The organism is Lampropedia aestuarii, assembly GCF_004803635.1.
Taxonomy (GTDB): Bacteria; Pseudomonadota; Gammaproteobacteria; order Burkholderiales; family Burkholderiaceae_C; genus Lampropedia; species Lampropedia aestuarii.
The window spans coordinates 225,610-238,692 of sequence record NZ_SSWX01000002.1 but is presented as its reverse complement, the minus strand read 5'-3'; the positions used below and the strand labels follow the sequence as shown (position 1 = coordinate 238,692).

Genomic DNA, 13,083 nt, shown 5'->3' with positions numbered 1-13,083 from the left:
GCTTGGCCTGCTGCGCCTCAATCTCCGAAACCATAAGGTGTTCGGCTGCTTTCGTTCTCATCGACCATCAGGGCTTTGCCAATAAAGGGAAAGGCGCGTTGGCTGCAGGCTGGGCGTTCGCAGACTTTGCAGCCCATGCCAATCGGGATCGAGGTCATCGTGTCTTGCAGGTTCAGTCCACGGGAGTAGACCAGCCGGTGCGCATGGCGCATCTCGCAACCCAGACCGATCGAGAAGGTTTGTACTGGCGCGCCCCAGCCCTGCGGCGAGTGGGACACAGTACGGGCCATCCACAGGTAGGACTGGCCATCGGGCATGCTGGCGCGCTGCACCAGCAAATGGCCAGGTTGGCTGAACGCCTCATACACATTCCACAGCGGGCAGGTGCCGCCCGATTTGCGAAAGTGGAAGTGCGTGGCTGATTGGCGCTTGGAGATATTGCCGGCGCGGTCCACACGCACAAAAAAGAAGGGCACGCCCGGGTTGCTGGGGCGCTGCATGGTGCTGAGGCGGTGGCACACGGTCTCAAAGCCGACACCAAAACGTAAACTCAGCAGGTCCAGGTCGTAATGCAACTCTTCTGCGGCTTGCAAAAATGTCTGATACGGCAGGAGCACCGCGCCAGCAAAGTAATTGGCCAGACCGATGCGGGCCAGCTGCAATGAGGCCGGGTCATTGCGCAGGCTGGAATGCACGACCAAGCGGCTGATCGTCGCTTGCTGCTCGACCAGACCGAGCTGCGTGGCCAACTGGAAAACCTGCTGAGACGTGATCAAATCGCCCCCCAGACGCAGCGTGCGGGTGTTGGGATCGTAGCGGCGCTTGGCCTGTCGGGCGATGCCCTGGCTGAAGAGGACACGGATGCCGTGCTGGTCCAGCAAGCGCTTGGACAGCCACTCAACCAGCGCAGTACCGCTGACATTGGCCTCTGCGGCCAAGGATTCGGCGGTGCGGTCCAGGCTGTCGAAGTAGTTTTGGTTCTCAAAGAAAAATTCGCGCACCATTTCATAGGGCATGGCGCTGGCCATCTCGGGCGCGTTGCCAAAATCACTCAGTCCATTGTCCAGTCGCTCGGAGATCATCTCCAGCTGGTCTTCCAGCCGAGCATTGCGCTGGTGCAGTGCCAGCATCGCGCGGACAATGCTGGGCATTTGCGTGGCCACCTCATGCAGCTCGGTGGCGTCAACAGGCTCGGGGGTGGTGGCCAGTGCATCGCGCAGTGTGGCAATCAGACGCAGTTCCTCGTCTTCCGAGAACTGCTGGATGTCGATGCCAAACGCGCGGTTGATTTTCAGCAACACGGCGACGGTCAGCGGGCGCTGGTTTTGCTCCAGCTGGTTCAGGTAACTCGGCGACAGGCCAATGGCCTGGGCCATCGCGACCTGGGTCAAACCTTGTTCGGCACGCAGTTTGCGCAGCCGCACCCCCATGAAAGTTTTTTTCATCGTTTCTGCTTTTATATTGGTGTTACTACTGATGCCCCGAGGGCAAATTTGCATGATTTGCAAATTTGCAAAATAGCCTTCGCAAATTATCGCTTTATTAGGGGTTTAGTTATAAGCCATTTTTGCGTAAATTGCGAAGCATGGTTGCGCGTTCGCAAAAACCTGACAAGACCCTGGCACAGCCGGGCACGTATTTCTGGCTGCAATGGCCTGCCTGCTTGACCGGCTGGCCACACACATTGGAGACCCCATGACAACGACGACTACCGCCCCCACCGGCACTGAAACCCCTGCGTTCAAACCCAAAAAATCGGTTGCTCTTTCAGGTGTGACAGCAGGCAATACCGCGCTGTGCACCGTGGGCAAGACCGGCAACGACTTGCACTACCGTGGCTACGACATTTTGGACATTGCCGAGCAATGCGAATTTGAAGAAATCGCCTACCTGCTGGTGCACGGCGCACTGCCAACGCCTTCAGAGCTGAAAGCGTACAAAAACAAGCTGTTCCATCTGCGTGGCTTGCCCCAGCAAGTGCGCGTGGTGCTGGAAGCCATTCCCGCCTCAGCCCATCCAATGGATGTGATGCGCACCTATGTGTCGATGCTGGGCACTGTTCAGCCTGAAAAAGACGACCACAACCTGCCAGGCGCACGCGATATCGCTGACAAGCTGATGGCTTCGCTGGGCTCGGCATTGATGTACTGGTACCACTTTGCCAACAACGGCCGCCGCATTGAAGTGGAAACCGACGACGACTCCATTGGTGGCCACTACCTGCATTTGTTGCACGGCAAAAAACCGCCCCAGTCTTGGGTGCGTGCAATGCACATCAGCCTGATCTTGTACGCAGAGCACGAGTTCAATGCGTCCACCTTCACCAGCCGCGTCATCACTGGCACAGGCTCGGATATTTACTCGGCAATTGCCGGTGGCATTGGCGCTTTGCGCGGCCCGAAACACGGTGGTGCCAACGAAGTGGCGTTTGAAGTGCAAACCCGCTATGCAAATCCAGATGAAGCTGAGGCCGACATCCGCCGCCGCGTCGAGAGCAAGGAAGTGGTGATTGGCTTTGGCCACCCGGTCTACACCATCAGCGATCCGCGCAACGTCGTGATCAAAAAAGTGGCCAAGCAGCTCTCCGATGAGGCCGGTACCACCAAGTTGTACGATATTGCCGAGCGCCTGGAGTCGGTGATGTGGGAAGCCAAAAAAATGTTCCCGAACCTCGATTGGTTTAGCGCCGTCAGCTACCACATGATGGGTGTACCAACGGCCCAATTCACACCGCTGTTTGTGATTGCCCGCACTGCTGGCTGGAGCGCCCATGTGATCGAGCAGCGCATTGATGGCAAGATCATCAGGCCAAGCGCCAACTATACGGGCCCAGAAAATCTGGATTTTGTGTCCTTGGCAGATCGCAAGTAAAGACCCAGCAAGAGTGATCAGACCCGCATGACACCAGCCAGCCTGCATTGCCCTCTAGTGCGCAATACCGGCTGGCTGCATGGCTTTGCAAAGCGGTATATAACAACTCAAGCACCACACTGGGTGCATAACGGACCACGTCCCCCACATCGATGAATACCCTTTTTCGTAAACCCCTCCCTGGTACCGCTCTGGACTATTACGATGCCCGCGAAGCGGTCAATGCGATTGCGCCGGGCGCGTGGGCCAAGTTGCCCTATACCGCCCGTGTGCATGCGGAAAACATTGTGCGCAAGGCCGAGCCTGCGCGCATCAACGAGTACCTCACGCAGCTGATTGAGCGCAAGCGCGAGGTCGACTTCCCATGGTTTCCGGCACGCGTGGTCTGCCACGATATTCTGGGCCAGACCGCTTTGGTTGATTTGGCAGGCCTGCGCGATGCGATCGCAGACGGCGGCGGCGACCCCGCAGCAGTGAACCCGGTCGTGCCGGTGCAATTGATTGTCGACCACTCGCTGGCAGTCGAATGTGGTGGCTTTGACCCTGATGCGTTTGCGAAAAACCGCGCCATTGAAGACCGCCGCAACGAAGACCGCTTTCACTTCATCAACTGGACCAAGACCGCGTTTGACAACATCGACGTGATCCCTGCGGGCAACGGCATCATGCACCAGATCAATCTGGAGAAGATGTCGCCGGTCATCCACAACGACAATGGCCTGGCTTACCCCGATACCTGCGTGGGCACTGACAGCCACACGCCCCACGTCGATGCGCTGGGCGTGATCTCGGTGGGCGTTGGTGGCTTGGAAGCTGAGAACGTCATGCTGGGCCGCGCGTCATGGATGCGCACGCCCGAAATGGTCGGCGTAGAACTCACTGGCCAACGCCAGCCGGGCATCACCGCCACCGACGTGGTGCTGGCGCTGACAGAATTTTTGCGCCAGGCCAAAGTGGTGGGGGCGTACCTGGAGTTTTATGGCGAAGGGGTAGCTGGCCTGACAATTGGTGACCGTGCCACGATCTCGAACATGGCACCAGAATACGGCGCCACGGCTGCGATGTTTGCCATGGACGAACAAACGCTGGACTACCTGCGCCTGACTGGCCGCACCCCCGAGCAAGTGCAGCTGGTGGAAACCTACGCCAAAGAAACGGGCCTGTGGGCTGATAGCCTGCAAGAGGCCGAGTACGAGCGTGTGCTGCAGTTTGACTTGTCTTCCGTGGTGCGCAATATGGCGGGACCTTCCAACCCACACCGCCGCTTGCCCGTCTCTGCCCTGAAGGAGCGCGGCATTGCCGGCGATGAGTTGCTGTCTGTTGCCAAAGAGCAGGAAGCCAGTGGTTTGCTGCCCGATGGCGCGGTCATCATTGCCGCGATTACCTCGTGCACCAACACCAGCAACCCGCGCAATGTGATTGCCGCCGGTTTGATCGCACGCAAAGCGCGTGCCTTGGGTTTGGCGCGCAAACCTTGGGTGAAGTCCTCGCTGGCTCCTGGCTCCAAAGTGGTCGAGCTGTATTTGCAGGAAGCCGGTTTGCTCGAAGACCTGGAAGCCCTGGGTTTTGGCATCGTGGCGTTTGCCTGCACGACCTGCAACGGCATGAGCGGCGCGCTCGAGCCGGCGATTGAGCAGGAAATCATCGAGCGCGATTTGTACGCCACGGCAGTGCTGTCGGGCAACCGCAACTTTGATGGCCGTATCCACCCGTATGCGAAGCAAGCCTTTTTGGCCAGCCCGCCGCTGGTCGTCGCCTATGCGATTGCGGGCACGATCCGCTTTGACATTGAGCAAGACGTGCTGGGCGTGGTCGATGGCAAAGAGATTCGCTTGAAAGACATCTGGCCTTCTGACGAAGAGATTGATGCCTTGGTCAAAGTGGCGGTCAAACCTGAGCAGTTCAACCGTGTCTACATCCCGATGTTCGAGAAAAAAGACGCCGAACGTGCCAAGTCGCCCTTGTACGACTGGCGCCCACAGTCGACCTATATCCGCCGCCCACCCTATTGGGAAGGCGCATTGGCTGGTGAGCGCACCTTGACCGGTCTGCGCCCGCTGGCGATCTTGCCCGACAACATCACCACCGACCATTTGTCGCCATCGAATGCGATTTTGATGGACTCGGCCGCTGGTGAATACCTGCACAAAATGGGCTTGCCTGAAGAGGACTTCAACTCCTACGCGACCCACCGTGGTGACCATCTGACCGCACAGCGTGCGACCTTTGCCAACCCGCAACTGGTCAACGAAATGGCCGTGGTGGATGGCAAGGTCAAAAAAGGCTCGCTGGCCCGAGTCGAGCCAGACGGCAAGGTAATGCGCATGTGGGAGGCCATCGAAACTTATATGGACCGTGGCCAGCCGCTGATCATCATTGCCGGGGCTGATTATGGCCAGGGCTCCAGCCGTGACTGGGCCGCCAAAGGCGTGCGTTTGGCTGGGGTCGAGGCGATTGTGGCCGAAGGTTTCGAGCGCATCCACCGCACCAACCTGATTGGCATGGGCGTGTTGCCGCTGCAATTCAAAGCTGGCACGACACGTTTGACGCTGGGCCTGGATGGCACAGAAACCTACGATGTGGTGGGCGAGCGCCAACCACGTGCTGAGTTGCAACTGCACATCCACCGCCGCAACGGTGAATCCCTGCAAGTGCCAGTCACCTGCCGCCTGGACTCGGACGAAGAGGTCAGTGTGTACGAGGCCGGTGGTGTGTTGCAGCGTTTTGCACAAGACTTCCTGGAGTCCAACAAAGCTCCAGTTTAAGCGGCCAACCACCGTTGCCCCCATCGCCTATTTACCCAACCGTACGAGCGTAGAAACACACTATGTCAGCAGCAGCACAAATCAGCATCCCGGCCACCTATATGCGCGGCGGCACCAGCAAAGGCGTCTTTTTTCGACTGGAAGATTTGCCGCCGGTGGCGCAGCAGCCTGGCCAGGCGCGCGATAGTTTGTTTCTGCGCGTGATGGGCAGCCCAGACCCCTATGGCAAGCAAACCGATGGCATGGGCGGCGCGACCTCCAGCACCAGCAAGTGCGTGATCCTGTCGCCCAGCAGCCAAGCTGGCCATGATGTGGACTACCTGTACGGTCAGGTCAGCATTGATTCGGCCTTTGTCGACTGGTCGGGCAACTGTGGCAACCTGTCGACTGCCGCTGGGGCATTTGCGATCCATGCGGGCTATGTCGCCAAAGACCGTATTCCGGACAATGGCGTGTGCGTGGTGCGCATTTGGCAGGCCAATATCAACAAGACCATCATTGCGCATGTGCCCATTCACAACGGCCAGGTGCAGGAAAGTGGTGATTTTGAACTCGATGGCGTGACCTTCCCTGCGGCCGAAATTGTGCTGGAGTTTGTCGATCCGGCTGATGAAGGCGAGGGCGATGCACCAGGCTCTTTGTTCCCTACCGGGCAGGTGGTGGACCAGTTGGATGTGCCGGGTGTTGGCAGTTTCCAGGTCACGATGATCAACTCCGGCATTCCCACCATTTTCGTGAATGCCGCCGACATTGGCTACACCGGCAGCGAGCTGCAAGAAGCCATCAACAGCGATGCAGCGGCGCTGGCCAAGTTGGAGACCATTCGCGCTTACGGTGCAGTCAAAATGGGCTTGATCAAGGAGATTGCTGAGGCCGCCAAACGCCAGCACACCCCCAAGATCGCTTGGGTGGCGCCAGCTGCGGACTACACGGCATCCAGCGGCAAGCAAGTGCCTGCCAGCGCGATTGATTTGCGCGTGCGTGCCATGTCCATGGGCAAGCTGCACCACGCGATGATGGGCACGGCCTCGGTCGCGATTGCCACGGCCGCAGCGATTCCAGGTACTTTGGTGAACCTGGCTGCTGGCGGCGGCAACCGCGACGCCGTGCGTTTTGGCCATCCATCGGGCACTTTGCGCGTGGGTGCAGAGGCCCAGTCCATTGACGGCCAGTGGCAAGTCACCAAAGCCGTGATGAGCCGCAGCGCCCGCCGCTTGATGCGCGGTGAGGTGTTTGTACCTGGCGATAGTTTTTAATTGGCGCATCGACAACCATCCCTACACAGGCCTATGACCGCTTTCAACCACGTACCCAAACGCAACTTGGCTTCGCGCCGAACCGTACTGTCTTTGGCCGCATTGCTGTGCGCCAGTGCCATCGGTGCATTGCCCATGGCAGCGCAGGCGCAGGATTGGCCTAGCAAACCTATCAAACTGGTGGTGCCTTATGCGGCAGGGGGATTTGCCGATACGCGGGCCCGTTTGATTTCGGAAATCATGGCCAAGGAGCTTGGGCAGTCGGTCGTAGTAGAAAACAAAGGCGGCGCAGGCGGCGTATTGGGCACCGATGCGATTGCCAAAGCCAAGGATGGACACACTTTCGGTTTTGGCTCGCCAGCACCATTGGTGACCAACCCGATCCTGATGGCCAAAATGCCCTACGATGCGCAGCGTGACCTGGAGCCGGTGGTGCTGATCGAAGAGGCGCCACTGATTTTGAGCGTTGCACTGAACCAGCCATTCCATAGCGTTGCGGAGTTGATTGAGGCTGGCCAAAAGCAGCCCGACAGCCTGAGCTATGGTTCCTCTGGAATTGGTGGCGCGCACCATATGTCCGCTGCGTTACTGGCCAACCAAACCAACACGCAGTTTGTGCACGTTCCCTACAAGGGCGGCGCGCCAGCCGCAGCAGATCTGATGGGCGGGCATTTGGCCTTTATGTTTGAGATGGGCTACGCGGCCATGCCTGCGATCAAAGGCGGCAAAGTGCGGCCATTGGCTGTATCAGGTTTGGAGCGTTTGAAGATTCTGCCCGATGTGCCTACGTTGGATGAGGCGGGCATCAAAGGCTTTGAGTCCTATAACTGGTTGGGCTTGGTTGCCCCGGCCAATACGCCGCAACCTGTGATTGAGCGCCTGAATGCAGCCGTCAACAAAGCCTTGGCCGACCCTTCGGTACGACAAGCCTTTGAGGACACGGGCGGGGTGATTGTTGGCGGCAGCCCTGATCAATACCGGCAATTTCTTGATGCAGAGCGCCTGAAGTGGGGCACTTTGATCAAGGACGCCAATATCGCACTGGAATAAAAACCCGCACGGGCTGAGCCTGCGCTTAGCCATTGGCCCACGCGTGTGGGTCAATGTGACCGAAACCTTATCAATTTGAAAATCAGGGAGCATTACCCATGTCCACCAAAAAACAGCTCAAAGCGCTAGTCAACGCCAAACGCGGCGTGATCGTGCCTGGCGCGTTCAATGCCTTGTCTGCCCGACTCATTGCCGACCTCGGTTACGAAGCCATTTACATCACTGGTGCAGGCGTGACCAATATGTGGTTTGGTATGCCCGACCAAGGTTTTATGGGGCTGGCAGAAATTGCCGACCACACAGCCCGTATTCGCGATGCCGTCGACGTGCCGTTGCTGGTCGATGCCGATACTGGTTTTGGCAATGCCTTGAATGTCTACCACACGGTACGCACTTTGGAGCGCGCAGGCGCCGACTGTATCCAGCTCGAAGACCAGGTGGCCCCTAAGCGCTGTGGCCATTTCAGCGGCAAAGAAGTCATCTCCACCGAAGAGGCAGTGAGCAAAGTCAAAGCGGCAGTGGATGCCAGACGCGACTCTGACTTGCTGATCATGGCACGCACCGATGCGGCTGCCACGCATGGCTTTGAAGCTGCAATCGAGCGTGCCCAGTTGTTTGCCGAAGCCGGTGCTGACATTTTGTTTGTCGAAGCCGTGACCAAAGAAGACGAAGTGCGCGCCTTGCCACAGCGCTTGGCCACGCCCCAGCTGATGAACATGGTGATTGGTGGCAAAACCCCGATCTTCAATGCCACTGAATTGGGCGAGCTGGGCTACGGCGTAGTGCTGTATGCCAACGCGGCACTGCAAGGCGCAGTCGCTGGCATGCAAAAAACCTTGACCACTTTGCGCGACGAAAAACAGGTGCTGGAATCCAGCGGTTTGGTGGCCACCTTCTCTGAACGCCAGCGTTTGGTGAACAAGCCGTACTGGGACGATCTGGAGAAACAATACACCTGATGCGATAGCGCCCAAGCGCAGCTTTGGCTACTGATTCCCTCAAAAATCAGGCAACAAAAAAGGCAAGCAGCACACAGCGCAGTGTGCTGCTTGCCTTTTTGCTGCCCGGCGCCAACGCGGTCAGCGCGGAGATCGTAAACACGTTCTTATAACGTCAACTGATAGCTTTCATGGCCGGCGATAAAACCCAGTCAGTCGTAAAAAGATGGGCAGCATGGTGGTGTGTGCGGACGCACCTGGTAGTGTGTTGTGCCCGATTTGGTGGGTGTTGTAGCCATTATTCTCCATGCCTTGTCAAGCGCTGTCATGCCTTTGACACAAAAGTTCATAAAAATTGCGGCTTTTGGTTTTATTGGTGTGATGGACGTGTACGCAAACAATTTTGGAAATATCGGGCGCTACTGGAAACTGAGCTGCCTGGCTGGTGCAACTGCTGTGCTGTTGACCGCCTGTGGTGGCAGTGATCGGGACAATTCCACTGAACCCAAGCCGCAAGAGCCGGATCCGATTTCTTCCATCGCGTTCATGGCCGATGTGCATTTTCATGATGTGTATGGCGACCTGAAAAACAGCAGCTTCAAGGGCGTGCCCACTGCGGATGGCAAATTTGCGACGATCCGCACCATGTACGCGCAGCTGACGTCAACGCGCTTGTTCAATGAAAACTACTTCGCCTTCCGCGCGGCTTTGGATGATGCCTTGGCCAAAGGCGTGAAGTTCGTTGCGTTTCCAGGCGATTTTTCTGATGATGGCCAACCCATGAACGTGGGGGGCTTTCAATCCGTGCTGGCTGAGTACGAGAAAAAAGGCATGCGCTTTTTCATCGCTCCGGGCAACCATGATCCTGTGAGTCCTTACGACAACGAAGAAGCAGGTAAATCCGATTTCATGGGCCTGGGCGGCACAACCCAAAAGGTGTTCGCCAACAAATACAGCGGCTGCCTCAATGCCGAAGCCGATGTGGTGTGTACCAATGAGATGATGGAGCTGGGTTACGCCTCGCTGCTCAAGGATTTGGGCGACTACGGCCTGATGCCGAGTGTGAACGATATCCACTGGGAAACACCGTTTAGCCACTACAAAGATGGCAAGTACGACTTGGAGACCGCCAAAGCCCAGGCAGGCTTGGACCAGCGAAGCTACGAGATCTGCAAAGAGGGCGAAGGCGGCCGCTTCAAGCAAGCCGGTTATACCCAGTGCGCGACGATTGCCGATGTCAGCTACCTGGTTGAGCCATCACCTGGTCTGTGGGTGCTGTCTGTCGATGCCAACGTGTTTGTTCCTACCGACAAGTTCGATCCATCCAACCCAAGCCAGTCTGGCAGCTTTAGCGGCGCGGGCAACGCCGGCTGGAACAAGATGGTCACCCACAAGCGCACCGTGATGGCCTGGATTGCCGATGTCAGTGCACGTGCCAAGGCACAGAATAAAAAGCTGGTGGCCTTCTCACACTATCCGACCATGGACTTCTACGCCAACCAGACGGACGCGATCAAAGGCGTGTTCAAGTCCGGTGCGTTCCAGACTGCCCGCGTGCCTGAGCAAGCCACTGCAGCAGCCGTTGCGGCTACCGGCTTGCCACTGCACATTGGTGGCCACATGCACTTCAATGGCACCAACGACTATGCGGATAGCCAAGGCAACTACCTGGTGAACGTGCAATCGCCTTCGCTGGCCGTGTATGGCGCGGCTTACAAAATCGTCAACTTCGACGGTCCGCGCAAAGTCGATATTCAAACTGTGGCACTGAACAATGTGCCGCGCTTTGATGAGCTGTTCCCGCTCTACCAGATGGAATACGGCTACGTGCAAAACAGCACCAACAGCGACGACATCAAGCGCCGTTGGGACAAGGGCATTTTGAGCAGCCTGAACTATGGCGACTTCACCAGCCGCTATTTTGGCGAGCTGTCGCGCATGCGTTTCATGGACGAGTACTGGCCTTGCGAAATGAAAGACGCTGCGATGCAGTTGAACTTGGCGCAGATGCTGACGATGAGCCAATTGTCCACCTATGTGACCTACGCCCAATTGGCTGAGTTGGGCGACAGCGCACCTTTGAAACCTACTGCAAGCTGCTTGTTCAACAGCGGCACCGCTGGCACCGTTAGCGCTGCACAATTTGCTGCTGATTGGGCACAGGCAGAGGCCAAAGCCAAAACCCTGGCTGCGCAACAAGGCGTGAGCTTTGATGCCATGGCACAAGTGTCGGCCTACACCTTTTATGGCGACTTCCACCGCACGGTGTATGCCGGCGGTCTGTCACTCAACGACATGGGCAAAGAGCGTGTCGAGCAATACCGACTGCTGATGGATGCGTTCCCTGCACAAACTACTGCGCCGCTGATGGTGAATGGCAAGCTGTCAGATGCCAATTGGGTTTCTGTGCCATTCCAGCACCAGTTCAAGCAGGTGTTTTCGATTCTGCGCGGCGTGGGTTCTGGCAAACCAAGCGACCATTTCGTCGTGGATTTTGATGCCCAGTCTCTGACGCAAACCGGCTCTGCCAGCCTTAGCTTCAATTGATGCGATAGCAAAGGCGGCTGCTTATTCAGTGAGCAGCCGCCTTTTTTTACGCGTGTGGCGGCTTAGAGCCTNGCTTATTCAGTGAGCAGCCGCCTTTTTTTACGCGTGTGGCGGCTTAGAGCCTGTTCAAAGCCTCCACGCAGACCGCGTTGGAGTCCAAAAGGAGATGATGCGCGGCAAAAGCCGCAGTCGGGCTAACTGCCCGGCGAGGATTTTTAACAAGGCAGCGTGCCTTATGGGCGCCAACCCGAAGGGCAAGGCACAAAAAAGCACATTACGGCGTTGCCCGTTTTGCTCATACAGACGTATGAGCTGCAACAGGCGTCTTGTACTGCTTCTTTTTTGTGCCTTGCGCGACTGCGTCGAGACTTGGAACAGGCTCTAAGAACCATGCTTTCAAGGTCTTTGCAGTTTGATGATTTAAGCTATGCAGATTGACGAATAGACGTGCAATCGAGGAGCTAAAAATTTGGCAAGCAATAATTGATCGGCTTGAGCATGGTGCATCCTTCACAGCACGCGCATTGGCGCAACATCGCGCTAGGTCATCAAGGACTCATGGCCCCTGCTGTGTTTGGCACGGGCCTTGAAGGCACGTTGCGCGCCATTGCGCATTTGGCCTATGTGCAGATTGACACGCTGTCGGTGATCGAGCGCGCGCACCACCATGTTTTGTGGAGCAGAGTGCCCGATTACGCCACCGAGCACTTGAATCAACTGGTGGGCAGCGGCCAGATTTTTGAGTACTGGTTTCATGCTGCAGCTTACCTGCCGATGCGTGACTACCGCTTTGCATTGCCGCGCATGCTGTCGTTTCGACGTGGTGAAAGCCCGTATTTCAAAAGCGTTGACCCCCAGCTGATGCGTGAAATTCTCGCGCAAGTGCGCGGCGAAGGCGAGCTGCGCAGCCGTGACCTGAAAGACAAGCGCGCAGGCAAAAGCGCATGGTGGGATTACGGGCCAGGGCGCCGGGCGCTGGATAAACTGTTTATGCAAGGCGACTTGATGGTGTGCGAGCGCAAAGGCATGGAAAAAAGCTATGCCTTGCCCGAGCGCCTGCTGCCTGCAGGCCTGCATACCCAAGAGCCGTCGGCTGAAGAAATGGCCGCTTATTTGCTGGATAAAAACCTGCAAGCGCACGGCATTGTGACTCTCAGGCAAGTCATGCATTTACGCACCGGTCAGGCTTTGCGCAAGGCCATGCGCGAGTTATTACACACGCGAATCGAGCAGGGCGCACTGATGGCGCTCGATAACCCAGAGTGGCCCGACACCTATGTGGCAACCAGCAGTTTGCAGCGCGACTGGCATGCCGGGCACAGCGACCAGGTGCAGTTGCTCTCGCCGTTTGACAATGCCGTGATTCACCGTGAGCGCTTGCAGCAGCTGTTTGGTTTTCATTACCGGCTAGAGAGCTACACGCCGGCAGCCAAACGGGTGCATGGCTATTTTTGCCTGCCGATACTGTGGCAAGGGGCGTTTGTTGGCCGCATCGATTGCAAAGCGCATCGTGCAAAGCGTCAGCTGGAAGTGCTCAGCCTGCATTTTGAAAGCGGCTTCATACCTGCGGATGATTTTTCTGCACGATTGGATGCGGCCCTCCATCAACTGGCCCAGTTTTGCGCTTGTGACACAGTCTTGCCTGCAAAGCGATAG

At 57.3% G+C, this 13,083-nt stretch carries 8 protein-coding genes; 7 read left to right on the top strand and 1 reads right to left on the bottom strand.

The window, feature by feature from the left end; genetic code table 11:
* Nucleotides 1–17 precede the first annotated feature (17 nt).
* Nucleotides 18–1,445 (bottom strand): short-chain fatty acyl-CoA regulator family protein, encoded by a 1,428-nt coding sequence (locus tag E8K88_RS02440; RefSeq protein ID WP_136405049.1) that lies wholly within the window; start codon nucleotides 1,443–1,445, stop codon nucleotides 18–20.
* A gap of 250 nt (nucleotides 1,446–1,695) precedes the next feature.
* Between E8K88_RS02440 and prpC the strand changes: the two genes are divergently transcribed.
* The 7 genes from prpC (at nucleotide 1,696) to E8K88_RS02405 (ending at nucleotide 13,083) form a co-directional block, all read left to right on the top strand.
* A complete protein-coding gene (gene prpC, locus E8K88_RS02435; protein WP_136405048.1) occupies nucleotides 1,696–2,871 on the top strand; it encodes a bifunctional 2-methylcitrate synthase/citrate synthase in 1,176 nt (391 codons plus the stop codon).
* 152 nt (nucleotides 2,872–3,023) lie between these two features.
* The gene (acnD, locus tag E8K88_RS02430) at nucleotides 3,024–5,636 is read left to right on the top strand and encodes a Fe/S-dependent 2-methylisocitrate dehydratase AcnD (protein WP_136405047.1); all 2,613 of its coding nucleotides are present in this window, start codon (nucleotides 3,024–3,026) and stop codon (nucleotides 5,634–5,636) included.
* A 62-nt stretch (nucleotides 5,637–5,698) separates the two neighbouring features.
* Nucleotides 5,699–6,892: a 2-methylaconitate cis-trans isomerase PrpF gene (prpF, locus tag E8K88_RS02425; RefSeq protein ID WP_136405046.1), complete on the top strand. Its 1,194-nt coding sequence runs from the start codon at nucleotides 5,699–5,701 to the stop codon at nucleotides 6,890–6,892.
* Between the two features lie 33 nt (nucleotides 6,893–6,925).
* On the top strand, nucleotides 6,926–7,942 hold the full coding sequence (locus tag E8K88_RS02420) for a Bug family tripartite tricarboxylate transporter substrate binding protein (protein WP_136405045.1): 1,017 nt from the start codon (nucleotides 6,926–6,928) through the stop codon (nucleotides 7,940–7,942).
* A 98-nt stretch (nucleotides 7,943–8,040) separates the two neighbouring features.
* A complete protein-coding gene (locus E8K88_RS02415; protein ID WP_136405044.1) occupies nucleotides 8,041–8,901 on the top strand; it encodes an isocitrate lyase/PEP mutase family protein in 861 nt (286 codons plus the stop codon).
* 306 nt (nucleotides 8,902–9,207) lie between these two features.
* Nucleotides 9,208–11,427, top strand: a complete 2,220-nt coding sequence (locus E8K88_RS02410; protein ID WP_240754280.1) for a metallophosphoesterase — start codon at nucleotides 9,208–9,210, stop codon at nucleotides 11,425–11,427.
* A gap of 558 nt (nucleotides 11,428–11,985) precedes the next feature.
* Nucleotides 11,986–13,083, top strand: coding sequence for a winged helix-turn-helix domain-containing protein (locus E8K88_RS02405; protein ID WP_205880003.1), 1,098 nt, complete (start codon nucleotides 11,986–11,988; stop codon nucleotides 13,081–13,083).